The organism is Marinobacterium sp. BA1 (genome assembly GCF_041155135.1).
Taxonomy (GTDB): Bacteria; Pseudomonadota; Gammaproteobacteria; order Pseudomonadales; family Balneatricaceae; genus Marinobacterium; species Marinobacterium iners.
In genome coordinates this window covers 2,627,287-2,650,796 of sequence record NZ_BAAFHC010000001.1, presented here as the reverse complement: position 1 = coordinate 2,650,796, position 23,510 = coordinate 2,627,287, and the positions used below count along the sequence as shown (strand labels likewise).

The window sequence follows — 23,510 nt, the reverse complement described above, 5'->3', positions numbered from 1 at the left end:
GCAATGAATTACATTTCTACCCGTGGCCAGGCGCCTAAACTGAAGTTTGCGGATGTGCTGCTGGCAGGTCTTGCCAGTGACGGCGGCCTGTATGTGCCGGAAACCCTGCCGACTTTCAGCCGGGACGAGATCGCCTCCTGGGCCGGTCTGTCCTATGCCGAACTGGCCTTCAAGGTGATCAAGCCGTTTGTGGATGACTGCATCACGGATGCCGATCTGAAGCGGATGATCGATGACACCTATGCCGGTTTCAATCACAGCGCAGTGGCACCTCTGAAAGAGCTGGGCACCAATGAGTGGGTATTGGAGCTGTTCCATGGCCCGACGCTTGCGTTCAAGGATTTCGCCCTGCAGCTGCTGGGTCGCCTGATGGACCATGTGCTGGCCGAGCGCGGCGAGCGTCTTGTCATCATGGGTGCTACCTCCGGTGATACCGGTTCTGCTGCCATCGAAGGCTGCCGTCACTCCAGGCACCTGGATATCTTTATCCTGCATCCGTACAACCGTGTGTCCGAAGTACAGCGCCGTCAAATGACCACCATCAAGGCCGACAACGTGTTCAACATCGCGCTGGAAGGCAACTTTGATGACTGTCAGGAGATGGTGAAGGATAGCTTTGCCGATCAGGGCTTCCTCAATGGCCTCAAGTTGGGTGCTGTTAACTCGATCAACTGGGCCCGCATCATGGCCCAGATCGTCTACTATTTCTCGGCTTCACTGGCTGTTGGCGGCCCTCACCGTCCGGTCTCCTTCTCGGTGCCCACCGGCAACTTCGGTGATATCTTTGCCGGTTATCTGGCCAAGCAGATGGGATTGCCAATCGAGCAGCTGGTGGTCGCCACCAACCGCAACGACATCCTGCACCGCGTGATCAGCGGTAATGACATGTCCAAAGGCGAACTGGTGCACACCCTGTCACCCTCCATGGATATTATGGTCAGCTCCAACTTCGAGCGCCTGCTGTTTGATGTCTATGGCCGTGACGGTGCCGAAATTGCCGATCTGATGGCACGTTTCAAGAAGGAATCCGTGCAGCTGGATCCGGCGCGTTGGGAGAAGGTGCGTGCACTGTTCGACAGCCACGCCATTGATGACGCCACTACCTGTGACGTGATCCGCGATGTGCATGCCGAAACTGGCTACCTGCTCGATCCGCATACCGCGATTGGCGTCAAGGCTGCTCGCGAATGCTGGCGTGACAAGTCGGTGCCGATGATCACCTTGGCGACTGCACATCCGGTTAAGTTCCCGGAACCGGTCGTCAAAGCGGGTCTGGAATCGCCTCAGCTGCCGGCCCATATGGCCGATCTGTTCGAGCGTGACGAGCGCTTTGAAGTGCTGGCTAACGATCTGTCCGTGGTTCAGCAGTATATTACTGATAACGCCCACCGCGGCTGAGCCTGCCATACCTGGTCCGCTCGGGCCAGGCACGGGGCCCGCTGCATTGACGGCGGGCCTTTTTGTTTGTGCACTTCCCGCATGTCACAGAGGTTGATATGGCACTATGACTGAACCGGTGATTCAACAGCGTCCCCTGCAGGTTGACCCTAGCCACCCGGGCCTGAAGGCTCTGCATCCGGTGCTGGCGCGCGTGTATGCCGCGCGTGGCATTGAGGATCCTGAACAGCTGGGCCGTCGCTTGCAGGAACTGCTGCCGGACAACCGCATGAAAGGCATGGCCGCAGCAGTGGAACGATTGGTGCAGGCGCTGGAGCAGCGCCAGTCAATCGTGATTGTGGGTGACTTCGACTGCGACGGGGCTACCAGTACTGCGGTGGCAATGCTGGGGTTACGCATGCTGGGCGCTGCTGAAGTCGATTATCTGGTGCCCAACAGGTTTGAATATGGCTACGGCCTGAGCCCCGAAATTGTCGATGTGGCGGCAGTGCACAAGCCAGACCTGCTGATTACGGTGGATAACGGCATTTCGAGCATTGAGGGTGTGGCTCGGGCCAACGCCCTTGGCATCGATGTGATCGTAACCGACCACCATCTGGCGGGTAATGAGCTGCCTGCGGCCTGTGCCATCGTCAATCCCAATCAGCCTGGCTGTGAATTCATTGCCAAGTCCACCTGTGGAGTGGGGGTGATTTTCTATGTGCTGATCGCGCTGCGTCGTGCCCTGCATGAACGCGGATGGTTCAAGGCACAGGCGCCCAATTTGGCCAGCCTGCTGGATCTGGTGGCACTGGGCACCGTAGCGGATGTGGTACCGCTGGAGCGCAACAACCGGGCGCTGGTCTGGCAGGGGTTGCAGCGTATCCGTGCCGGACAGGCACGCCCCGGGCTTTTGGCGCTGATCGAAGTGTCCGGGCGCAACCGTGAACGACTGGTGGCCGGTGATCTGGGCTTTGCCATCGCCCCGCGACTGAACGCGGCGGGGCGGCTGGAAGACATGTCGATCGGTATCGAGTGTCTGCTGGAGGATGATTACGAGCGGGCACTGGAAATGGCCCGGTCGCTGGATGATCTCAACCGTGAGCGGCGTGGCATCGAACAGGAGATGCAGCAGCAGGCACTGGAGTTGCTGGGTCGGCTGAGCCTGAATGATCAGGCGCTGCCCTTTGGTCTGTGCCTGTATGATCAGAGCTGGCATCAGGGCGTAATCGGCATTCTGGCCTCCCGCATCAAGGAACGGGTTCATCGCCCGGTGATCGCCTTTGCCCCCGGTGATGCCGGCGAGGTCAAGGGCTCGGCCCGTTCCATCAACGGCTTCCACATCCGTGACGGGCTCGATGCCGTGGCAGCCAAGCATCCGGGGCTATTGAAGAAATTCGGTGGCCACGCCATGGCCGCAGGGCTCACCATAGCGGAAGATCAGCTGGATGCCTTCCGCGACGCCTTTGATGCCGAGGTCAGGCGTCAGCTGGACGCCGAGGATCTGACCCAGCGCATTCTGACCGATGGCGAGTTGCCGGAAAGCGCCTTCAGCATGGAGCTGGCCGAGGCTCTGCGCAACGCCGGCCCCTGGGGGCACCATTTCCCCGAGCCGCTGTTTGAGGGCCGCTTCCATCTGCTGCAGCAGCGTATCGTCGGTCAGCGTCACCTCAAACTGGTGGTGATGCCCGAAGGTGGTGCTCAGGCACTGGATGCGATCGCCTTCAATGTAGACACCCTGCGCTGGCCCAATGAGTCGGTACAGAAACTGCGTCTGGTATATCGGCTGGACGTGAACGAGTTTCGTGGTCAGCGTACCCTGCAGCTGATGGTGGATCAGCTGCAGCCCTGTTAATGCCATTTACACACTGGAGATACTCCCATGCACGAACTGACTCTGGAAGAACTGACTGCCCTGCTGAATGTATTCAACCGCGCCGGTGCCAGTCAGGATGCCGTCGAAGCCGATCTGCTCAGCCGCATCAAGACGCAGCATGCCGAAAAGGAAGAACTGGCGTCGATGGACTTTGACGACTGCCTTGGCGGCGCCTGCAAACTGTAAGGGGACAGCATGTACTACATCGGAGCCCATGTCAGCGCAGCCGGCGGGGTGGAAAATGCGCCGCTGAATGCGGCCAAAATCGGTGCCAACGCCTTTGCCTTGTTCACCAAGAACCAGCGCCGCTGGGATGCAAAACCGCTGACAAGCAAAAGCATCAAGGTGTTCAAAGCCAACTGTGAGCGGCTGGGGTTCAGTGCCGACCAGATCCTGCCCCACGACAGCTATCTGATCAATCTCGGCCACCCGGAAGCCGAGCCTCTGGAAAAATCCCGTGCAGCCTTTCTGGACGAAATGCAGCGCTGTGAGCAGCTGGGGCTGAGACTGCTGAACTTCCATCCCGGCAGTCATCTCAGAAAAGTCGATGAGACAACTTGTCTGGCGACCATTGCTGAGTCGATCAACCTGGCGCTGGCCAAGACCGAGAATGTTGTAGCGGTTATCGAGAACACCGCCGGGCAGGGCTCCAACCTGGGCTTTCGCTTCGAGCAGCTGGCGGCGATCATTGACCAGGTTGAGGACAAGTCCCGTGTGGGTGTTTGCCTCGATACCTGTCACACCTTCGCTGCCGGGTATGACCTGAGAACCCCAGAAGCCTGCGAGCAGACCTTTGCCGAGTTCGAACGTATCGTCGGTTTTGAATACCTGCGCGGCATGCACTTGAACGATTCCAAGGGGACGCTGGAGAGCCGCATCGACCGCCACCACAGTCTGGGGCAGGGGGAGATCGGCTGGGCGCCGTTTGAATACATCATGCGTGACAGTCGTTTCGAGGGTATACCGCTGGTACTGGAAACCATCGAGCCGGAAATCTGGGAGGATGAAATTCAGCAGCTGAGAGCACTGGCTGCTGCCCAGTCCTGAGTCTGAAGCAGCGATCCAGACTGTCATTCAAGTGTCATCAAGATGCAATAGGCTTGCCCGGCTATCATTACGATCGACCGGGGAGCCCAATGTCCACACCGCCACCCTTACCATCCGCCACGCTGATGGCGGCAGAACGGGCCGAGCTTGAGCAAATTCTGCGTCTGGAATTGCTGGAGCCCGTATTCCAGCCGATCATGGACCTGCGCAGCGGGACGGCGATTGGTCATGAAGCACTTATTCGTGGCCCCCGCGGCAGCACACTGTATGCACCTTCGCGCCTGTTTCAGGCCGCTATCCGTCATGACCATCAACTGCAGCTGGAGCTGCTCTGTCGCAAGTGCTCGCTTGCCCGCTTTGCTGAATTGAAGCCGGGTGGGCTTTTGTTTTTGAACGTAACCGCGTCCCTGCTTAGCTCACCGGACCACCAGCATGGTTTTACTGCCGACTTGTTGCGTCAGCTGGATATTCCGCTGGAATCGATCGTAATCGAGCTGTCCGAGCAGCATCCGTTCGACCATCAGGGGTTGACGCGGGCGGCGGTGGAACACTACCGCAGCATGGGCTTTCAGATTGCGATTGATGATCTTGGAGCCGGCTACTCCGGTCTGCGCCTCTGGTCCGAGTTGCAGCCAGAGTTCGTCAAAATCGACAAACATTTCATCAGTGACCTGGATCGTGACCCGGTCAAGCGTGAGTTCGTGCAGTCAATTGGCCGGATCGGGCGCAATCTGCGTTGTCAGATACTGGCGGAGGGCATTGAGCGGTATGAAGAGATGCGCGCCCTGCAGCAGATGGGGATAGGTCTGGGTCAAGGGTTTCTGTTGGGTATGCCTTCTACATGCCCACAGCCGCTGCTGCGACCGGATCAGATTCGACGTCCGCTGCATGTGCGCTCGGGGCAGGCCGCACGGCAGCTGTTTCATCTCATGCGCCAGCCGATGCAGCGCCTGCGCGGTTGAGTCCCGGCAGGGCTGGGGTCTGCTGTCTGCCGATGGTATAGTCGCGTATTCAAACAACGCGAGCTGAGGTGGAGTGATGGCCCCTGTCTGGCAACCCGCATTCAATCTGACCGATGTCCGTCTGGAGCAGGATGAGCCGCTGTATCAGGGATTTTTTCGCCTGCATCGGTTGACGCTCAGTCACCCTCGTTTTGAGGGTGGACGGGTACGTATTCAGCGTGAACTGCTGGACCGTGGTGATGCGGTCTGTGTGCTGCTGTATGACCCGATCCGTGATGCAGTCGTTCTGGTGGAACAGTTCCGTGCCGGTGCACTGACCAAAACGGATGCCCCCTGGCTACTGGAGCTGGTGGCCGGCATCGTTGAGCCGGGTGAGTCGCCGGAAGATGTGGCACGGCGTGAAAGTATCGAAGAATCTGGCATCGAACTGGGTGAGTTGATCCCGATCACAGGTTATCTGCCCAGTCCCGGTGGCTGCGATGAGTGGATCGAGCTTTTCTGCGCATTGGTGGATGCTCCCGAATCGGGCGGCGTATTCGGTCTTGATGAAGAGGGTGAAGACATCAAGGTGCATGTGATTCCGGCCATTGAAGCCTTTGCGCTGGTGCAGCAGCGGGTGGTCAACAATGCGGCCGCAATTATTGCGCTGCAGTGGCTGCAGCTCAACCATGACCGTTTGAAAGGGTCGGGAGTGGGTCATGAAACGTAAGTATGTCCCCAACCTGAAACGTCAGCAGGCCGTGGGCGAGGGCAACTACATGCGCTTGCTCAAGCTGTTGCCGGACCTGGATTACTGCGACAAACGCGAGTTTCAGCTGGTGCATGATGGACACCGTGCGCTGGTACGGCTGCAGGTGGAAGAGCGCTTTACCTATACCACTACCGTACTGGTGTCGCATCAGTACGAAAATGTATCCGAATGGCTTGATGCCCCGCGTCTGGTGGTGAGGCTCTACCACGATGCCCGCATTGCTGAAGTGATCTGCATGCGTCGGAGGCAGCTGTCCGGGGTATATCCCTACCCCAACCGGCAGATGCACCAACCGGATGAAAAGGCACAGCTCAATACCTATCTGCACGAATGGCTCAGCCACTGTCTGGCTCACGGCCAGTTACTGGAAGAGGTGTTTGCCGAATGACTCGGCTGTTGCAGCTGAGTGACTGTCATCTGCCGCCGGTGGCCGGTGAGCTGTTTCGTGGTCGTGATGCAGATCAGTGCCTGATCCGGCTGGTACAGTGGCTGCAGTCCGAGTTTGCCCCCTTCGACCATCTGCTGCTGACCGGTGATCTGGTACACCATGGCGGACCGGATGCCTATGAGCGTCTGCTGCAAATTGTGGCGCCACTGAGCCTCTGTGTGCACTGGATCCCCGGCAATCACGATGTAACAGCCGCGATGCAGCTGGCTGACCACACGGGAAAACTGGGACATAAAGTTATCCACAGCGGAAACTGGACCCTGCTGTTGCTCGACAGCACCTCGGAACCTGATGGCCGCGGCAGCGGCAGTCTGAGCCGGTCCGAGCTGGACTGGCTGCAACGGCAGTTGGCACAGGCACCGCAACGACCCACACTGCTGGTACTGCATCACAATCCGACCCCCACCGGCAGTGTGTGGCAGGATGCGATCCGTCTGGGAAATTCGACGGCGCTGGCTGATCTGGTTGATGCCGCTCCTCATGTACGTGGTGTGATCTGTGGCCACCTGCATCAACTGCAGCTGCTGAGCTTTGCCGGACGTCCACTCTGGTCGGCGCCTTCGACCGTGGTACAGTTTCGTGCCGGCTGTGAACAGTTCGAGCTGGAAACAGATCCGTCGCGTGCCACTCCGGGCGCGCGCTGGTACAGGCTCCATCCTGACGGTCAAGTGGATGCCCATTCGTTGCAGCTGCCACACGAGTTAACCTCATGAACGCGCCGGTTTTTATATACGTGCATGGCTTCAACAGCTCGCCCCAGTCCTGGAAGGCCCGCTGCCTGCAGGCAGCATTTGAGCGGCAGGGACACGCAGCTCAGCTGAGAGTGCCAGCCCTGTCGCACTGGCCGGCCGAGGCGATTGAGCAGCTGGAAGCCGAGATTGCAGCGGCCAATGGGCCGGTCACGCTGATCGGCAGCTCACTGGGCGGTTATTACAGTACCTGGCTGGTGGAGCACAATCCGGCGCTGCGAGCGGTGCTGGTCAACCCTGCAGTCTATCCGTATCGGCTGCTGGAAGAGTGGCTGGGACAAAACACGAACCTCTATACCCGCGAACAGTATCAACTGACAGAGCGTCATCTGGAGCAGCTGCTGGTGTTGCATTGCCCGCAGTTGCAGGACCCGTCGCGCTACCTGTTGCTGGTACAAAGTGGTGATGAAACACTGGATTACCGCGAAGCTGTGGATAAATATGCCGCTTGTGCGCAGTTTGTGCAGCCGGGCGGCAGTCATGGATTTGAACATTTTGAGGCGCTGATTCCGGCCGTACAGGCATTTGCCGAGGGCAGAGTTGAACTGCCCGTGCCTGTTGCGCTGCCGATTGCGGCCCCCTGAACAGGAACACCCGATGTCGAAGCAATATAACGCCGATGCGATAGAAGTGCTCAGTGGCCTGGATCCGGTACGCCGCCGGCCGGGTATGTACACAGAAACAGATCGCCCCAACCATCTGGCACAGGAAGTGATCGACAACTCGGTCGATGAAGCCCTGGCCGGACATGCCAAACAGATCGATGTCATCCTGCATGAAGACGGCTCTCTCAGTGTGGCTGACGACGGTCGCGGCATGCCGGTGGATATCCATCCGGAAGAGGGCGTCAGCGGGGTAGAGTTGATTTTGTGCAAACTGCACGCCGGCGGCAAGTTCAACAACGATAACTACAACTACTCCGGGGGTCTGCACGGGGTTGGTGTGTCGGTGGTGAACGCTCTGTCCAAGCTGCTCAATGTGGAGATCAAGCGCGACGCTCAGGTGTACCGCATCGGTTTTGCCGATGGCGACAAGGTATCCGAGCTGGAAGTGATCGGTAGCTGCGGCAAGCGCAATACCGGCACCAGCCTGCGCTTCTTGCCTGATCCCAAGTATTTCGACTCGCCCAAATTCAGTGTCACCCGGCTCAAGCATAACCTGCGTGCCAAGGCGGTACTCTGCCCCGGCCTGAAGGTGACCTTTACCGACCTCAGCGGCGGCAAGAAGGAGCAGGAAGAGTGGTACTACGAGGACGGGCTGATCGCCTATCTGCGAGGTACCACTCAGGTGTATGAAACCCTGCCCACCGAGCCGTTCAGCGGCAGTCTGCAGGGGGAAGAGGATGCGGTTGAATGGGCGGTGCAGTGGCTGGCCGATGGTGGCGAAGTCACGGCCGAAAGCTACGTCAACCTGATCCCCACCGCGCAGGGAGGCACTCACGTCAATGGCATGCGTACCGGCCTGCTGGAAGCGATGCGCGAATTCTGCGAATTCCGCAATCTGCTGCCACGTGGCGTTAAGCTGAGCCCGGATGATATCTGGGACCGCTGCTGCTATATCCTGTCGGCCAAGATGCGCGACCCTCAGTTTGCGGGTCAGACCAAGGAACGTCTGTCTTCACGCCAGATTGCGGCCTTCATTTCAGGTGCAATCAAGGATGCCTTTTCTCTGTGGCTCAACCGTCATGTTGAAGAGGGTGAGAAACTGGCTGAATTGGTCATTGCCAGCGCACAGCGCCGGCTGCGTGCCGGACGCAAGGTGGTGCGTAAGAAAGTGACCCAGGGCCCGGCGCTGCCCGGCAAGCTGGCGGACTGTTCCGGTGCTGATGCCAGCCAGTCCGAGCTGTTTCTGGTGGAAGGTGATTCCGCGGGCGGTTCCGCCAAACAAGCTCGCAGCCGTGAGTTTCAGGCGATCATGCCGTTGCGCGGCAAGATTCTGAATTCCTGGGAAGTGGATCCGGCCGAAGTGCTGGGCTCACAGGAGATCCATGACATTTCGGTAGCGATCGGGGTCGACCCCGGCTCTGACAAGCTGGATGGCCTGCGTTACAACAAGATCTGTATCTTGGCGGACGCCGATTCCGATGGGCTGCACATCGCCACGCTGCTGTGTGCACTGTTCGTGCGTCATTTTCGTCCGCTGGTGTCCGCTGGCCATATCTACGTTGCCATGCCACCACTGTACCGCATCGACTTCGGCAAGGAGGTGTACTACGCCCTCGATGATGCAGAGAAAGATGGTATCGTGGAGCGGATCCGTGCCGAGCGCAAGAACGCCAAAATCGGCGTACAGCGCTTCAAGGGGCTGGGCGAGATGAACCCGTTGCAGTTGCGTGAAACGACCATGTCGCCGGATACGCGCCGGCTGGTACAGCTGACACTGGACAGTGGTGACGACACCATGGAGATCATGGACATGCTGCTGGCGAAAAAGCGCTCACCCGATCGCAAGCGTTGGCTGGAGCAGAAGGGCAATTTGGCGGAGGTGGTGTAAGCCCGAGCTAAATGGACAGCCAAAACAGAAACGCCGGGCAATTGCCCGGCGTTTTGCATGGTGCACAAGTCTGGTTATTCCGGGATGTAGTGCAGCAACGTTTTGCCCTGCTCGCCGTCGAACAGGCAACGGAAGCCATTGTCAGTCGAAATCAGCAGGCATTGTGAGTTGGTCGCTTCGGCCGGCGCCCACTCTTGGGCACAGCTTTCACGGCTCTGTGCATCAATGGTGTTGATCTTCATTGTACGGCCTTCAATGCTCCAGTTGTAATTGCTCTGGTAGAGCTCGCAGTCGGTGTCGGCATAGACATAGCGGCCTGTACCATCTTTGCGAATCTCTTCGTAACCAGCCTCTTCACCCACTTCACATTCGAAGGTTTTGTCGACCACTACAAAGTTGCCGACGGGGTCGATGGCGTCACGGTTTCCGGTTGCCAGGCGCATATCCATATCGGTCACCCAGCCCTGAGCGTTGATATCGGAGTGGTAACCAATACTGCCGGCTTGAGCACGCAGCAGCTCGGACAGTTGCACCTGAGAAACACAACCGGTTTCTGTACCGGTATCCATTTGTGCAGCGATGGGGGCTGGAATCTGATCCACCAGATCTGCCAGACGAGGATAATTGATGCTGAGGCTGTTGAGCCCGTTGGCGTCCAATGACTCTGCCCCGATCTTATCCACGGCCTGCTGAGCCTTTTCACCCTTGAACACGACAATGTGGTTGCCCTGAATACCAGCATTGACGCTCATGCCAGGGGCAACAAACGACAAATCCAGCTCTTTCAGGCTGCCATCCTGTGGAATACTGATCATACGACCAAATGGCGTGCTGCTGAGCAGGGACAATAACGGCTGAGGGTTGGCCGTGGCGATACTGAGCAGGAAGTCATATTGCTCAGGAATCGGTTGGGTCGGGCTCAGTTGCAGATCATATAGCGAGAAACCGGCTCCAGATGTGCCTTGTGCCATGCCGGCAAACAGTCCCATCATGGCCGGGCTGACATTCGCCATCTGCTGTTGAGCGCTGACCAGCTGAGGGCAGCTGAAGTCGGCTTGGGTAAACTGATTCCATAGAGCAGTCGTGGCAGGGACCAGGTTATCAATGTTGAGACCGAGGCCCAGTCCGAGAATCTGGTTGTCGACCTCACGGCTGTGTGCCGGGATATGGCCTCTGAGCTTGCTCAGGTTCTCCACAACGGCACCGTTTTTCAATTCCAGTACCGAACGACTGTTCAATTCGCTGCCGGATGTTGGACCCGTATTGCCCGCCACCAGGCGTGGCATCTGTGCAATAAGCGCCACCAGCTCGTTGCGACAGCTTGCTTCCAGCTGCTGCTCGATCGACTTGCCGGATGAGGCTTGAATGACCGGATGCAGCTGGTGTGCCAGCGAGTTGCTGCCAGGTTCCAGAATGCCACGGGCCAGTCGTTCCAGGTGGATGAAGGCGGTCATGCTCTCGTCAAGACCATATGTTTTTTGAATTTCCTGGAGTTCGCCGCTGTCAGCCAGTGATTGCTCAGGCAGATCCAGAGCCATGCGCAGGCGTTTGGCGGCCAGGTCGTCGCTGTAGATGAAAAAACTGATCGTGGCAACGCCGTCTTTGACACGAATAGCCAGATCCACGCTGCGATCATCTTCGGGATTGAGCCGCCAAGTGCGTACGGTAGTGTCACCCAGTTGTGTGTCAGTGGACGAAAGCCCACTGGCGGCCGAGGCTTCATCCAACGGTGCCCAGAAGGTAGCTTCGTCCGTTACCCCTATGCGGATTACTGGTACCAGGCCGTCCATGTAGATCGCCTGTGGACTGGCCAAGTCAAAGCCGTAGTGGTCCACCAGTGTACCGTAGGTGGTGGAGTGGGTAAGCAGATCGGCCAGCAGGTGGCGCGCAAAGCGGGCTGCGGGACTGTCTTCCCCTGCGTTGTGCAGCTCCTGAATCAGTTCGCTCAGCTCACTCTGTGAGACCGGCATCAGCGGGATATTGCGCATTTGCTGCACCAGTCCCGGATCGGCACTGCCGCCAAGGTACATAACGGTATCAGCCGGTACGTGTGCCGCCATCTCGGTCGGGCCTCCTCCGGCGTCCCCCAGCCAGCCCTGCTGCCAGGCCAGTCCACCGCCTGCAACCACGACCAGTACACCAGCCCCTATCCATTTCTGCATCTTTGACTCCTTCAATTACGGCTTGCGTGAAAATAACCGCCAGAACCCTCGGGTGCCGGGGTATGTAAAGGTGTATTAGCATATCACTAACCGAAAACAGGCTATAGTGATGAAAGGCAAATACCGGGTGAGGTTGAGATGCTGCGAGCTGTGAGTCCACATCTGTCTGCACTAATGCTGTTGTGTGTGATCGCAATGCCGTTACAGGCCGCAGAGTCGGTTGAAACGCATTTGCAGCAGCTGCTGCAGGCGGGGGCTGCGGGTGAGCTGCCGGCAACCGACAGACTTGATTGGCCGGTGCTGCAGTCTTTGTATGAACGCTCCGGCGGGCAACTGCTGTGGAGCAATATGCGTGGCGAAGCGAAAACGGTGATGCAGCAAGAGCTGGAGCACTGGATTCGAGCATCACTGCAACATGGGCTTGATCCGTCAAATTATCAGTATTCGCGGCTGCAGCAGCCGTTTTCGGCCGGATCAGCCATGAGCCCGGAACCGGTATTGAATGACCTTCTGTTGAGTGACAGTTTCATGCGTCTGGCGCGGGATTTGGCCGGCGTAACCCCTTCTGCCGAGGAGCATGATCGGTTGTGGCGTTTCCAGCCACGTACGCTTGATGCGGTCGACCTGTTGCTGCAGGCATCCGCGGCAGAAGAGGTGGGGACAACCCTGCAGGCACTGCTGCCCCGGTCAGCCGAATATCAACGTCTGGTTGAACACTATACACAGCTGTTACAGCGGACTGATCGCGAGGCATGGGTGGCACCGGACTTGAGCATGAATGGCCTGCTGCGCACGGGGGCGAGCCACTCTGTGGTTGTGGGAGTGCGTGAGTTGTTGATTCGCAAGGAGCTGTTGAATTCGGCAGAGAGTTCGTTTGAGCCGCAGGAGGTCTATACACCACTGGTTGTGGAGGCGGTAAGGGCGTTCCAGCAGCAGCAGGGACTGGAACCCGACGGTATTCTGGGACCTGCGACCCGCGCAGCGCTACAGCGCTCGCCGGAGCAGCAGCTGCAACAGGTACGGGTCAACCTGCAGCGCTGGCGCTGGCTGCCAAGGGACTTGGGCGAACGTTACCTGCTGGTCAGAACCGGGACCTACTCAATGACACTGGTTGAGCAGGACAGGGCGGTACAGCAATACCGAATCATCAGTGGTCGTCCGCACCGTCCTACCCTGTCGTTCGAGTCGGACGTGGACCACCTCATCATGCACCCACCCTGGACGGTGCCCTTCCGCCTGGCTGTTGAGGATCTGTTGCCCAAGCAGCGAAAGGATCCCGACTATTTTGCTCGCCAACAGATCGAGGTACTGCAAAAGGTAGATGGCAGCTGGCAGCCGGTTGACCCTGAAGAGATAGACTGGGAGAGCCTGTCGCGCCGAAATTTCCCGTATCTGTTGCGGCAGCGCCCCGGCCCCTTGAACAGCTTGGGGCGTATACGCTTCGGCATGTCAAACCCCTACAGTATTTACCTGCACGATACCCCGCAGCAGACGCTGTTCGAGTCCACCGAGCGGGCGTTCAGCTCAGGCTGTATTCGAGTGGACGAAATTGAAGACCTTGCCCAGCGGCTGCTGGGTGAACGCTCTCTGGAGCAGGCGCTGAACACCTCCCGTACCCACACGCTCAGGCTTGAACGGCCACTGCCGGTATATCTGGTTTATCTGACCGTCTGGGTGGATGAGCAACAGCAGGGACACTATCACCCCGATGTGTACGGGCTGGACTGGCAGTTGCAGCAGGCATTGGGGCCTCTGCCGGAGGTGCTTGATCCGAAGACTGAACAGGGTGCACTGGCACAAACTGTGCTTAAACAGTAGCCAATGGCAGGACTATTGGGTAAAATTCAACCAGATTTGTTTATTAATCATACAGTTGTCAATTTTTTCCGAGGTGCTGCATGCTGTTCACCCCACGCCAGATCAGATCGGGTGCCGAAACGGCGCCGGAATGTCGTCAACGTCGCCGTCTGTTGACCGGGCTGGCACTGACGGCAGCTGCCCTCCATGTGCCACAGGCGGCAGCCAATATCCGCCCTCTGTTCGAGCGTAAACTGCAGTTCAGCCATCTGCATACCGGTGAGCAACTGAAAACCACGTACTGGGCAGAAGGGCGCTACCTCAGCTCCAGTCTGGATGAGATCAACTACCTGTTGCGTGATTTCCGCACTGGCGAAATTCATCCAATTGATCCTCGGCTGCTGGACCTGTTGCACACCATCAGGGTGGAGAGCGGCAACATCAACAATCCGTTCGAGATCGTGTCCGGCTACCGATCACCGAAAACCAACAACCAGCTGCGCAGCAACGGTAATGGGGGCGTGGCCAAGAAGAGCCTGCACATGCAGGGCAAGGCGATCGATATTCGCCTGCCCGGAACATCGCTGAAAGAGCTGCACCGAATCGCCTGCGAGGCGAAGGCTGGTGGGGTTGGCCTCTACACAAGCTCCAATTTTGTTCATATCGATACTGGTAACGTGCGCTACTGGGGTAGCTGAGCGCGAATGACGGTCAGCTTGTCCCTCAGGCTGGCCGCTGACAGCTCGCCCAAATGAGAATCCTGTAACCGTCCCTGTGCATCAATGAACAGGGTAGTGGGCAGAGCACGAGAGCCATAGTGCGCCCCAAGCTGGTTCCGCTGGTCCAGCAGCACGTTGTCCAGCTCGATATTCAGCTGCTGCAGAAATCCCTTCACACTCTGTGCATCTTCTCCAAGATTGGCGAACAGAAAATGTACATCCGGTAATGACCTCTGGGCTTCGGCCAACACCGGCATCTCACGCACACAGGGAGGGCACCAGCTGGCCCAGATGTTGATCACGATCGGCTGACCGCTGAACTGCTGCAAGCTCACGGTCTCTCCGCTGAGGGTGTTGAAGTTCAAGGGAGGCAGCGCTTCAGTCGTTTTGTGCAACAACTGCAGCGGCAGTGCAGTGGCGGTCCAGAACAGTGCGCCGCTCACCAGCCCGATAGTGAGCGGGCGACGCAGTGCAGGCTGGCGCAGCCCGAAAAACAGGGCGCAGGCCAATCCGGCTAGCAGACCACTGACCCACCAAAACCCACCGTCGCGAATATCGAGGATCTGCACAGGCTGCGACAGGTACTCATCGGCATACCGCAGCACAAATCCCAGTCGAGCGCCGATCAGTCCCAGCAGCAGGGTGATGAACAGGGCGCTCTCCGGATTTCTGCCAGCGCGGCGACTGCTCACCCAACCGGCAAACAAGGCAACCAGAAAGGCGATCAGCAGGGCAAGGCGGTCTGCCGAGATGGCAAAGGGACCGATGGACAGTGACAGCATCGCAGGCTCCATGGCAAAAAGGACTGGTACAGTGACCCGTCAGGATCCGGAAGATTCCGTTTTTCGATGCGAAGACTGTAGTTCAGCACAGTAATCGCGTTCGGCAATGGCATCGGTGAACAGCAGATAGTCAGCGGCTACAGGTGCTCCGGGATAACTTTCCGGCAGATAGTCATAGGGTTCGTGGCGTCCCTCCTGCACTGATGTCAGCAACACAGTAACCGCCGGCTTTTCAAGCCAGAGCGGAATCCCCAGGTCATTTCGGGCGTGAATGGTGCCGGTCAGCATGACACCGCTGAGTGCCTTAAGCTGTGCCTGATCAAGACGCTCGGCCATCTGCTGGTCCCGGGCCAGTTGCACCTGCCGCATCCCCTCCAGCGAGTCTTTGGGAAGCTGACCACAATGGCTCTCGAACAGCAGCCGACGCATGTAGTTGGCGTGCAGCTCCCCCATGTCATCGGAGGGTGCGCCCTCTCGATAGACACTGCGTTGCTGTTCACGGGGCAGGTCGGTACCGATGACAGCGGGTGCTCGGTCGAGTGACAGGCGGACCACATCGGCATACAGCGCCCAGCTCCAGCCCGCATTCCAGTTCAAGCTGTCTGGTGTGGTGGTGCTGCCACGCATCAGTGCCTGATCCAGCAGGGGCTGTTGCACTGTTGTTGCCATCTCCAGAGCGACGGCGCCCAGCTGGCCACGATCGGCAAGACTTGCTATCCAGTGCCGTTGCAGCTGATGGTGGTGCGGATTGTCGTGCTGCTCGCCCAGCAGTAACCAGCCATCCGTGGGCAGTTGAGCGAAAAGCTCAGCCTCGGATACAAAGCGTTGCTCGGATAAGCGCCAGAGCTTGCCGATTAGCGGATGCTCAGCCAGTGCTGGAAACGACAGACCAAGGGCCAGCAACAGCATGATGCGTCGACGCATTACTGCCCCCGGCTCTTCACATCCAGATAATCCCGCTGAATAACGGTTTCGAGCGCGTTCATGGCCGCCACCAGCTCATCGAAGTGTTCACGGCAGGCTGTCAGCTGTTTGATCTGGTCAGATGATGGCGCGTTACCGCCACTGATGTTGGCGATGTCGATCAATTCGCTGATATAGGCCGCACGGGCATGCGCTACCATTGACAGTACAGGCTTCAGGCTGTCCAGACTCAGCTCGGGAATCTTCGGGTTGATGATTTCACGGTTGATGTCGCGGCGCTGTTTTTCCAGCTCCAGCAGCAGGCGATTGTTGTCCTGTGACATGGGCGGTTCCTCGGTGGTTGTCCTTTTCTATTATCCTATACGCAAAAATGCACGGACGGGAGCGCTCAGGATGCGCTTTTCCTGTCGAGCTGGCATACTCCCTGCCAATCTGCAGGCTGGAACAGCTGCCTGCGCTAACGGAATCCAGTGTTCAAGGATCAGTTGATGAGTGTAGAGACCACCTTTGACGGTGATACCGAAAAACTGTCACTGCGCGACTTTACCGAGAAAGCCTATCTCGACTATTCCATGTACGTCATCCTCGATCGGGCGCTGCCCAATATCGGCGATGGCATGAAACCGGTACAGCGCCGTATCGTTTATGCGATGTCGGAGCTGGGGCTGAAGGCCACGGCCAAGTACAAGAAGTCGGCCCGTACCGTGGGTGATGTGCTGGGCAAGTTTCACCCTCATGGTGACTCGGCCTGCTATGAAGCGATGGTGTTGATGGCACAGCCGTTCAGCTACCGCTACCCGCTGGTGGATGGTCAGGGCAACTGGGGCTCGCCGGATGATCCCAAGTCATTTGCTGCTATGCGTTATACCGAATCGCGGCTGGCACCCTATGCTGAGCTGCTGCTGAAGGAGCTGGCGCAAGGCACGGTGAACTGGGTTCCCAACTTTGACGGCACCATGGACGAACCGGAAGTGCTGCCGGCAAGGCTGCCCAATGTGTTGCTCAACGGCGGTACCGGGATCGCCGTTGGCATGGCGACCGATATCCCTTCGCACAACCTGCGTGAGGTGGCATCCGCCTGCTGTCATCTGCTGGATTATCCTCAGGCTACGCTGGAAGACCTGTGCAATATTGTGCGTGGTCCGGATATGCCCACCGAGGCAGAGATCATCACGCCGGCGACGGATCTGCGTCAAATCTATACCACCGGCCGCGGCAGTTTCCGCATGCGTGCGATCTGGAGCCGGGAAGATGGTGAAGTTGTGGTGACGGCGCTGCCTGCACAGGTATCGGGCGCCAAGGTGCTGGAACAGATTGCTGCCCAGATGCAGCAGAAAAAACTGCCGATGGTGAGTGATCTGCGTGACGAGTCCGACCACGAAAATCCGACGCGCTTGGTGATTGTGCCGCGCTCCAACCGGGTCGACTGCGACCAGTTGATGGCGCACCTGTTTGCCACCACGGATCTGGAGCGCAGTTACCGCGTCAACCTGAACATGATCGGCATTGATGGCCGACCGCAGGTCAAGGAGCTGCGCCAGATCCTGACCGAGTGGCTCAGCTGGCGGACCAGCGTAGTACGTCGTCGTCTGGAATATCGCCTGCAGAAGGTACGCGATCGTCTGCATATCCTCGAAGGCCTCATGGTGGCCTACCTCAATATTGATGAGGTGATCGCCATCATCCGGGAGGAGGAAAAGCCGAAAAATGAGCTGATGCGCCGTTTTGGCTTGACCGATGTGCAGGCCGATTCAATTCTTGATCTCAAGCTGCGTCACCTGGCGCGACTGGAAGAGATGAAGATCCGGGGCGAGCAGGACGAGCTGAGTGAAGAGCGCCAGCGTCTGGAGGAAACCCTGGGCTCGGATGAGTTGATGCGCAAACTGATCCGGGAAGAGATCGAAGCGGCGGCAGAGGAGTTTGGTGATGCCCGCCGTTCGCCTCTGGCCGAACGCGGCGAGGCGCGTGCCTTCAGTGAAAAGGATCTGCTCAGCGCCGACCCTGTCACGGTGGTGCTGTCCAAGCAGGGCTGGATTCGCGCAGCCAAGGGGCATGATATTGATGCATCGGGGCTCAGCTACAAATCCGGTGATGGCTTCAAACTGGCCTGTGCCGGGCGGATGAACCAACCGACCGTTTTGCTGGACTCGACCGGGCGCAGTTATACGCTGGATACCCATGCGCTGCCTTCGGCACGGGGACAGGGCGAGCCGGTGACCGGTCATATCAGCCTGCCCAAGGGCGCGGTGGTGGATGCACTGGTCTGCGGCCGTGACGAAGACGCGGTGCTGCTGGCCTCGGATGCAGGTTACGGCTTTGTCACCCGGGTTGATCAGCTCACCAGCAAAACCAAAAACGGCAAGGCCGCCCTGACTCTGCCCAAGGGAGCGAAGGTGCTGCAGCCGGTGCTGGTACCGAGTGGTGATGCATTACTGGCGGCGATCAGCAGTGAAGGGCGGCTGCTGGTGTTCCCGGTATCAGAGCTGCCCGAGCTGGCGCGCGGCAAGGGCAACAAGATCATCAACATTCCTTCGGCGCGTGCCGCCAGTGGTGAAGAGCTCATGACCCATATCATGCTGCTGGGGCCTGAGGATACGCTGATGGTGCATGCCGGTCGCCAGCACCTGAAGCTCAAGGGAGTCGAACTGGAGCACTATCGCGGTGAACGCGGCCGTCGCGGCAACAAGCTGCCGCGGGGGTATCAGCGGGTTGATGGCATGGAGGTCATCAGCGACTGATAGCTTGCCAGCCAGCCTCCTCAGGAGGTCGGCTGGCTGTTCTGTGCCCCCTGCTGACGTTCATTCAGCTTGCTCAGCAGGTGTCTTGCCTGTTTCTCCAGCAGGGCCTGATAGGATTCGCTGACGCTGAGAATCAGCACCTTGTCTTCATCCTCGCGCCGAATATCCGCTTTCTGCAGCAGGCTCTCCTTCAGCAGCGGCGCTTCGGTCAACGCCGTATGGCTGATCAGCTCATTGCTTTGAGTGGTGCGGGTGAGGAAGTGGGCTTCCTCCTGCATCCGTTCGATGCGATCATGTGCGCCACGCACCAGGGCCATGTGCAGGTTCATGACCGGCTGGAAAGCGCGAATCTGACTCTGGTTGTACTGCTTGTAGAGATGGGTGAACAACATGGCACAGCAGAGTGCATTGATGCCATGACTGTCCTTGTCATCCGCGTTGGTGAACAGTACGCGCAGGTTGCCATCGCTCATCGGCTCGATGCTGCCGCTGTAGATGCGGGCCACAGAGTTGGCCAGGGTTCGGTAGTTTTTCAGCAGTGCATTGCGCTCGTCATCCTCCACATTGTCGGAGTGGGCGCTTCGGGTGTCGATCAGCAGCAGGTAACCTGCCTCATCGGGAGTCAGCATCAGCTCCAGTTCGTGTTCGAAACTGTACAGGCCCAGTTGTTCCTCGTTGCTACCGAGCTTCAACGGGTTGGGATGCAAGGGGGTATACTCTTCCTCTTGTCCCGTGTGCTCCTCCAACTCCATCTCATCGGTGTCGGGCACCATCGCCTCGTCACTGTCATCGGCCAGATCGCTGATGTGCGGTACCTGAGGGATGAAGCTGGGCATGCGGGCATCATCCCGTTCCGGCTTAAGCAGTGACACCAGCTCATCTGTATCAAAACTGGGCTCGCGGCGGTCATCTAACGGATATGCAGCCTTCGGCTCGGTTTCCAGTTCCTGTTCAGGCTTTAGAGGGGCGGACTCAGCCGCCATATCGCCCTGCGAGTCCTGATTCGGTTGTGCGGGAGAGGGTTTGATTTCGGCTTCAACTTGAGCTTGCTCAGGTGGCTGCCTCTTGGTCACAGGGTCTGTATTGTTTGACGCTGCCGGTGTTGGTGAACGGGGCTCCGTACCCGTGTTGTCCATGTCGTCGAAGCTGAAAGCCGGAATGGAGTCTCGGGAAGCGGCAGGGGTCAGTTCACTGACCAGTTCACGGAAATCGGGCTTGGCTTCGGTCTGGTCCGAAACAGGCTGGCGACGCAGGCTGAGGCCCAGCAGCAATGCAGTCAACAGCAGACTGCCACCCAGCAACAGTGCTGTTTCCAGCAGTTGTCGGTGCAGTAACTGCTCGAAGGGAGTCGGGTTGGTCCAGTAGGTCAGCTGGCCAATGACTTCGTCCCCTTGCACCAGGTCAAGGCTGTGGCCACGCCCCTGAGGCTGCCCCGCCAACGCGATCAGGGTCTGGTCTGGAGCGGTCAGCCGTAAACCGCTGATCAGGGGTTGTGCCGCAAGTTCGTTGAACATGAAGTTCAGGCTGATGCGGTCATCGGATAGTACCAGCGGCTGGATCAGGATGGCGCTGCTGCGGCCAAACATCATACCTACTTCATTGGCCTGCTGGCGTGCAAGGTCGCTGCTGCGCAGGTACTCGAGTACACCGCCCAGGGACAGGCTCAGCAGCAGAATAAGGGCGACCGAGAGCAATGCGCGCAGGGACAGCGTGCGAGGGCTGTGGTGAGTGTCGTCTTGTGGCTCCATGGGGGCTTCTTGCATCGAGTGACTGATAGCGAAAGATAGATGTCCGATGATAGCAACAATCATCTCAAGGTCACAGCAATACCCCCGCAGCATAAACCAGCTTTTTGCAGCACCAAAAGACCTTTTGTGTCACTGGCGTTATACTGTGCGGCTGACAATGTCCAAGCGGATAGACGATGATGGATGTAGCACAGTATATGACCCAACTCGGTGAACAGGCACGCGCGGCTTCACGTCTGATGGCCCGTGCTGACACCGACAGTAAGAACAAGGCTCTGCTGGCCATGGCTGAGGCGATTGATGCCCGCCGTGAAGCGCTGGCAGAGGCAAACCGTACCGATATGGAAAACGGTCGCGACAAAGGGCTGGATGACGCATTGCTGGACCGGCTTGAGCTTACTCCGGCCCGTATTGACGGCATGATCGAGGGGTTGCGCCAGGTCGCGGCGCTGCCGGACCCGATCGGCGCGATTCGCGACATGAGCTATCGCCCGTCCGGCATTCAGGTTGGCAAGATGCGCGTACCCCTGGGGGTTATCGGCATCATTTACGAGTCGCGTCCCAATGTGACCTGCGAAGCGGCAAGCCTGTGCCTGAAATCCGGCAACGCGGCGATTCTGCGCGGTGGGTCGGAAGCGATCCATTCCAATCAGGCGATTGCAACCTGCATCGCAGAAGGACTGAAAGCTGCTGGCTTGCCTCATGAAGCGATACAGGTGGTGGAAACCATAGACCGTGAGGCTGTTGGCCGTCTGATTACGATGCCGGAATATGTCGACGTCATCGTGCCGCGTGGCGGCAAGGGCCTGATCGAGCGGATCAGCAACGATGCCCGCGTGCCGGTGATCAAGCATCTGGACGGTATCTGCCATGTGTATATTGATGCCGAGGCCGACCGTACCAAAGCGCTGAATATCGCCATCAACGCCAAAACGCATCGCTATGGCACCTGCAACACCATGGAAACCCTGCTGGTTGACGCGGCCGTGGCCGGTGAGCTGCTTCCGGAGCTGGCGGAGCACTATGAGCAGCTGGGCGTTGAATTGCGGGGCTGTGCACGTACTCTGGCGTTGCTGTCACGACTGAATGCGGCAACCGATGCTGACTGGGACACCGAGTACCTGGCACCGATTCTGTCGATTCGGATTGTGGATGGCATGGATGAAGCGATTGCACACATCAATCGCCACAGCTCACAGCACACCGATGCCATTATCACCGAGAACTATACCAAGGCGCGTGCGTTCCTGCGCGAGGTGGATTCCAGCTCGGTGATGGTGAATGCATCGACCCGCTTTGCCGATGGTTTCGAATATGGTCTTGGCGCCGAGATCGGCATCTCCACGGACAAAATCCATGCGCGGGGTCCAGTGGGGCTGGAAGGGCTGACATCGGAAAAATACATCGTTCTGGGTGACGGTCAGGTTCGCAGCTGATGCCGCCGCTGGTGTTCATGGGTGGAACCTTCGACCCTGTTCACAATGGCCACTTGCGTACGGCGCTGGAACTGCAGCAGTGGCTTGAAGTCGAACAGGTCTGTCTGATCCCTTCCGGCGAGCCGGTACACCGTGATCGGCCCGGCTGCACAGCGCGTGAACGGCTTGAAATGGTGCAGTTGGCGGTGGCAGACGAACCGGCACTCTGTGCCGATGCGCGAGAAGTCGAAGCGGATGAGCCTTCATACTCACTGCTGACGCTGCAGTCATTGCGGCAGGAGCGCGGGCCCGATTGCCCCATTGTCATGACCATGGGTATGGATGCCTTTCAGACGTTGGAGCGTTGGCACCGTTGGCAGGCGTTTCTGGATTATGCCCATATTCTGGTTATTGCACGGCCGGGCTATGTCGACAGTGATCTCAGCCCAGTGCTGCAGGCGCTGTTGCAGCAGCATCGAAGCCGTGATCATAAGGAGCTGCTTGGATTGCCCTCAGGGCGTATTCATATTCAGGAATTAACCCCGCTGGGGATATCCGCCACCCAGATCAGGCAGTTGATAGCGTCCGGACAGTCGCCGCGCTATCTGTTACCTGAGCCGGTGTGGCACTATATCAGCCAGCATGAACTTTATGGTTTTCACTCAAAAGAGAAGGTACAAAGCGCTAATGCAAACTGAGCAACTGCGTGAACTGGTGCACAGTGCACTGGAAGATATCAAGGCCCGTGACATCACCGAAATTGATGTGCGCGGCAAGTCCAGTGTGACCGATTACATGGTTATCGCCAGCGGCACTTCCAAGCGGCACGTGATGTCCGTGGCACAGGAGGTGCTCGACAAGGTCAAGGCGTCTGGTCTGCAACCCGTGGGCACCGAAGGCCAGGCGGTGGGTGATTGGATACTGGTGGATCTGGGCGATGTGATCGTACATGTGATGATGCCGGATGCACGCAGCTTCTATGACCTGGAACGTCTGTGGCGGTTTGATGCCGAAGACAGCGCAGAACCTGTGCAGGAGTAAGCACTGAAGTATGCGTATTCGCCTGCTTGCCGTTGGTAACCGCATGCCTGCCTGGGTTGAGGAGGGCTATAACGAGTATGCCCGTCGCCTGCCGCCGGACTTCCAGCTGGAGTTGGTGGAGCTGACGCCGGGCCATCGAGGCAAGAATGCCGACATCGCCCGCGCCATTCGCAGTGAAGGTGATGCCATGCTCGCGGCCATCGGCAAGGGGGACCGGGTGGTGGCGCTGGATGTGAAAGGTCGCCCCTGGTCAACTCCACAGCTGGCCGAGCAGGCCGAACAGTGGCGCATGGACGGCCGCAATATCAGCCTGCTGATCGGTGGGCCTGATGGCCTTGATCCGCGAGCCCTTGCATTGGCCGATCAGAAGTGGTCGTTGTCTGCACTTACGTTGCCGCACCCGCTGGTGCGAGTGGTACTCGCTGAACAGCTCTACCGTGCCTGGACCATTCTCCAGGGCCACCCTTACCATAAATAGTGG

General features: G+C 58.5%; 22 protein-coding genes. 17 read left to right on the top strand and 5 right to left on the bottom strand.

Annotated features, from left to right (window positions below; genetic code table 11):
• Positions 1-3: 3 nt before the first annotated feature.
• The 10 genes from thrC (at position 4) to parE (ending at position 9,703) form a co-directional block, all read left to right on the top strand.
• Complete coding sequence (gene thrC, locus ACAM29_RS12790; RefSeq protein WP_369624365.1) at positions 4-1,398, top strand: threonine synthase; 1,395 nt, start codon at positions 4-6, stop codon at positions 1,396-1,398.
• Between the two features lie 106 nt (positions 1,399-1,504).
• The gene (gene recJ, locus ACAM29_RS12785; protein ID WP_369624364.1) at positions 1,505-3,232 is read left to right on the top strand and encodes a single-stranded-DNA-specific exonuclease RecJ; all 1,728 of its coding nucleotides are present in this window, start codon (positions 1,505-1,507) and stop codon (positions 3,230-3,232) included.
• Positions 3,233-3,259: 27 nt separating this feature from the next.
• On the top strand, positions 3,260-3,439 hold the full coding sequence (locus ACAM29_RS12780; protein WP_091822701.1) for a hypothetical protein: 180 nt from the start codon (positions 3,260-3,262) through the stop codon (positions 3,437-3,439).
• 9 nt (positions 3,440-3,448) lie between these two features.
• Positions 3,449-4,300 (top strand): deoxyribonuclease IV, encoded by an 852-nt coding sequence (nfo, locus tag ACAM29_RS12775; RefSeq protein WP_369624363.1) that lies wholly within the window; start codon positions 3,449-3,451, stop codon positions 4,298-4,300.
• Positions 4,301-4,389: 89 nt separating this feature from the next.
• The gene (locus ACAM29_RS12770; protein ID WP_369624362.1) at positions 4,390-5,262 is read left to right on the top strand and encodes an EAL domain-containing protein; all 873 of its coding nucleotides are present in this window, start codon (positions 4,390-4,392) and stop codon (positions 5,260-5,262) included.
• Between the two features lie 76 nt (positions 5,263-5,338).
• Positions 5,339-5,971: an NUDIX domain-containing protein gene (locus tag ACAM29_RS12765; protein ID WP_369624361.1), complete on the top strand. Its 633-nt coding sequence runs from the start codon at positions 5,339-5,341 to the stop codon at positions 5,969-5,971.
• A complete protein-coding gene (locus ACAM29_RS12760) occupies positions 5,961-6,401 on the top strand; it encodes a DUF1249 domain-containing protein (RefSeq protein WP_091822689.1) in 441 nt (146 codons plus the stop codon). The genes ACAM29_RS12765 and ACAM29_RS12760 overlap by 11 nt, the downstream gene beginning before the upstream one ends.
• Positions 6,398-7,174 (top strand): metallophosphoesterase, encoded by a 777-nt coding sequence (locus tag ACAM29_RS12755; RefSeq protein WP_206838730.1) that lies wholly within the window; start codon positions 6,398-6,400, stop codon positions 7,172-7,174. The genes ACAM29_RS12760 and ACAM29_RS12755 overlap by 4 nt, the downstream gene beginning before the upstream one ends.
• Positions 7,171-7,794, top strand: coding sequence for a YqiA/YcfP family alpha/beta fold hydrolase (locus ACAM29_RS12750; RefSeq protein ID WP_369624360.1), 624 nt, complete (start codon positions 7,171-7,173; stop codon positions 7,792-7,794). The genes ACAM29_RS12755 and ACAM29_RS12750 overlap by 4 nt, the downstream gene beginning before the upstream one ends.
• Positions 7,795-7,807: 13 nt before the next feature.
• Positions 7,808-9,703, top strand: a complete 1,896-nt coding sequence (parE, locus tag ACAM29_RS12745) for a DNA topoisomerase IV subunit B (protein ID WP_369624359.1) — start codon at positions 7,808-7,810, stop codon at positions 9,701-9,703.
• A 74-nt stretch (positions 9,704-9,777) separates the two neighbouring features.
• On the opposite strand, the gene ACAM29_RS12740 is transcribed toward parE, so the two are convergent.
• Positions 9,778-11,865 carry a hypothetical protein gene (locus ACAM29_RS12740; protein WP_369624358.1) on the bottom strand — a complete coding sequence of 696 codons (2,088 nt, stop codon included), beginning with the start codon at positions 11,863-11,865 and terminating at the stop codon, positions 9,778-9,780.
• A gap of 138 nt (positions 11,866-12,003) precedes the next feature.
• Here ACAM29_RS12740 and ACAM29_RS12735 point away from each other — a divergent pair, with 138 nt between their 5' ends.
• Entirely contained in the window at positions 12,004-13,683 is a 1,680-nt protein-coding gene (locus tag ACAM29_RS12735; protein WP_369624357.1) for a murein L,D-transpeptidase, read from the top strand.
• An 80-nt stretch (positions 13,684-13,763) separates the two neighbouring features.
• Entirely contained in the window at positions 13,764-14,360 is a 597-nt protein-coding gene (locus ACAM29_RS12730; protein ID WP_354408736.1) for a YcbK family protein, read from the top strand.
• Here the strand turns inward: ACAM29_RS12730 and ACAM29_RS12725 are convergent.
• Genes ACAM29_RS12725 through ACAM29_RS12715 form a run of 3 tightly spaced genes read right to left on the bottom strand, consistent with a single transcriptional unit; the run spans position 14,345 to position 16,410 of the window.
• Positions 14,345-15,163: a prolipoprotein diacylglyceryl transferase family protein gene (locus ACAM29_RS12725; RefSeq protein ID WP_369624356.1), complete on the bottom strand. Its 819-nt coding sequence runs from the start codon at positions 15,161-15,163 to the stop codon at positions 14,345-14,347. The genes ACAM29_RS12730 and ACAM29_RS12725 overlap by 16 nt on opposite strands.
• A 39-nt stretch (positions 15,164-15,202) precedes the next feature.
• Positions 15,203-16,087, bottom strand: a complete 885-nt coding sequence (locus ACAM29_RS12720) for a ChaN family lipoprotein (RefSeq protein WP_369624355.1) — start codon at positions 16,085-16,087, stop codon at positions 15,203-15,205.
• Positions 16,087-16,410, bottom strand: a complete 324-nt coding sequence (locus ACAM29_RS12715) for a hypothetical protein (protein WP_091822666.1) — start codon at positions 16,408-16,410, stop codon at positions 16,087-16,089. The genes ACAM29_RS12720 and ACAM29_RS12715 overlap by 1 nt, the downstream gene beginning before the upstream one ends.
• 165 nt (positions 16,411-16,575) lie before the next feature.
• Here ACAM29_RS12715 and parC point away from each other — a divergent pair, with 165 nt between their 5' ends.
• A complete protein-coding gene (gene parC, locus ACAM29_RS12710; protein ID WP_369624354.1) occupies positions 16,576-18,825 on the top strand; it encodes a DNA topoisomerase IV subunit A in 2,250 nt (749 codons plus the stop codon).
• Positions 18,826-18,845: 20 nt separating this feature from the next.
• Here parC and ACAM29_RS12705 read toward each other — a convergent pair whose 3' ends face one another.
• Positions 18,846-20,573: a hypothetical protein gene (locus tag ACAM29_RS12705; RefSeq protein ID WP_354408748.1), complete on the bottom strand. Its 1,728-nt coding sequence runs from the start codon at positions 20,571-20,573 to the stop codon at positions 18,846-18,848.
• Positions 20,574-20,752: 179 nt separating this feature from the next.
• Here ACAM29_RS12705 and ACAM29_RS12700 point away from each other — a divergent pair, with 179 nt between their 5' ends.
• From ACAM29_RS12700 to rlmH, 4 genes are read left to right on the top strand one after another with little or no spacing between them, the layout of a single operon-like run.
• Positions 20,753-22,009, top strand: coding sequence for a glutamate-5-semialdehyde dehydrogenase (locus ACAM29_RS12700; protein ID WP_369625145.1), 1,257 nt, complete (start codon positions 20,753-20,755; stop codon positions 22,007-22,009).
• On the top strand, positions 22,009-22,686 hold the full coding sequence (nadD, locus tag ACAM29_RS12695; protein WP_369624353.1) for a nicotinate-nucleotide adenylyltransferase: 678 nt from the start codon (positions 22,009-22,011) through the stop codon (positions 22,684-22,686). Before ACAM29_RS12700 ends, nadD begins: the two co-directional genes overlap by 1 nt.
• A complete protein-coding gene (gene rsfS / locus ACAM29_RS12690) occupies positions 22,676-23,029 on the top strand; it encodes a ribosome silencing factor (protein WP_091822659.1) in 354 nt (117 codons plus the stop codon). The genes nadD and rsfS overlap by 11 nt, the downstream gene beginning before the upstream one ends.
• 10 nt (positions 23,030-23,039) lie before the next feature.
• Complete coding sequence (rlmH, locus tag ACAM29_RS12685; RefSeq protein ID WP_369624352.1) at positions 23,040-23,507, top strand: 23S rRNA (pseudouridine(1915)-N(3))-methyltransferase RlmH; 468 nt, start codon at positions 23,040-23,042, stop codon at positions 23,505-23,507.
• Positions 23,508-23,510 lie beyond the last annotated feature (3 nt).

Bases quoted from the DNA above. Each gene is read 5' to 3' on its own strand.
- ACAM29_RS12780 (WP_091822701.1), top strand. From the start codon at position 3,260: ATGCACGAACTGACTCTGGAAGAACTGACTGCCCTGCTGAATGTATTC.
- ACAM29_RS12725 (WP_369624356.1), bottom strand. From the start codon at position 15,163: ATGCTGTCACTGTCCATCGGTCCCTTTGCCATCTCGGCAGACCGCCTT.
- ACAM29_RS12720 (WP_369624355.1), bottom strand. From the start codon at position 16,087: ATGCGTCGACGCATCATGCTGTTGCTGGCCCTTGGTCTGTCGTTTCCA.
- nadD (WP_369624353.1), top strand. From the start codon at position 22,009: ATGCCGCCGCTGGTGTTCATGGGTGGAACCTTCGACCCTGTTCACAAT.
- thrC (WP_369624365.1), top strand. From the start codon at position 4: ATGAATTACATTTCTACCCGTGGCCAGGCGCCTAAACTGAAGTTTGCG.
- ACAM29_RS12755 (WP_206838730.1), top strand. From the start codon at position 6,398: ATGACTCGGCTGTTGCAGCTGAGTGACTGTCATCTGCCGCCGGTGGCC.
- recJ (WP_369624364.1), top strand. From the start codon at position 1,505: ATGACTGAACCGGTGATTCAACAGCGTCCCCTGCAGGTTGACCCTAGC.
- ACAM29_RS12715 (WP_091822666.1), bottom strand. From the start codon at position 16,410: ATGTCACAGGACAACAATCGCCTGCTGCTGGAGCTGGAAAAACAGCGC.
- ACAM29_RS12760 (WP_091822689.1), top strand. From the start codon at position 5,961: ATGAAACGTAAGTATGTCCCCAACCTGAAACGTCAGCAGGCCGTGGGC.
- rlmH (WP_369624352.1), top strand. From the start codon at position 23,040: ATGCGTATTCGCCTGCTTGCCGTTGGTAACCGCATGCCTGCCTGGGTT.
- rsfS (WP_091822659.1), top strand. From the start codon at position 22,676: ATGCAAACTGAGCAACTGCGTGAACTGGTGCACAGTGCACTGGAAGAT.
- ACAM29_RS12740 (WP_369624358.1), bottom strand. From the start codon at position 11,865: ATGCAGAAATGGATAGGGGCTGGTGTACTGGTCGTGGTTGCAGGCGGT.
- ACAM29_RS12730 (WP_354408736.1), top strand. From the start codon at position 13,764: ATGCTGTTCACCCCACGCCAGATCAGATCGGGTGCCGAAACGGCGCCG.
- parC (WP_369624354.1), top strand. From the start codon at position 16,576: ATGAGTGTAGAGACCACCTTTGACGGTGATACCGAAAAACTGTCACTG.
- nfo (WP_369624363.1), top strand. From the start codon at position 3,449: ATGTACTACATCGGAGCCCATGTCAGCGCAGCCGGCGGGGTGGAAAAT.
- ACAM29_RS12765 (WP_369624361.1), top strand. From the start codon at position 5,339: ATGGCCCCTGTCTGGCAACCCGCATTCAATCTGACCGATGTCCGTCTG.
- parE (WP_369624359.1), top strand. From the start codon at position 7,808: ATGTCGAAGCAATATAACGCCGATGCGATAGAAGTGCTCAGTGGCCTG.
- ACAM29_RS12735 (WP_369624357.1), top strand. From the start codon at position 12,004: ATGCTGCGAGCTGTGAGTCCACATCTGTCTGCACTAATGCTGTTGTGT.
- ACAM29_RS12700 (WP_369625145.1), top strand. From the start codon at position 20,753: ATGGATGTAGCACAGTATATGACCCAACTCGGTGAACAGGCACGCGCG.
- ACAM29_RS12705 (WP_354408748.1), bottom strand. From the start codon at position 20,573: ATGGAGCCACAAGACGACACTCACCACAGCCCTCGCACGCTGTCCCTG.
- ACAM29_RS12770 (WP_369624362.1), top strand. From the start codon at position 4,390: ATGTCCACACCGCCACCCTTACCATCCGCCACGCTGATGGCGGCAGAA.
- ACAM29_RS12750 (WP_369624360.1), top strand. From the start codon at position 7,171: ATGAACGCGCCGGTTTTTATATACGTGCATGGCTTCAACAGCTCGCCC.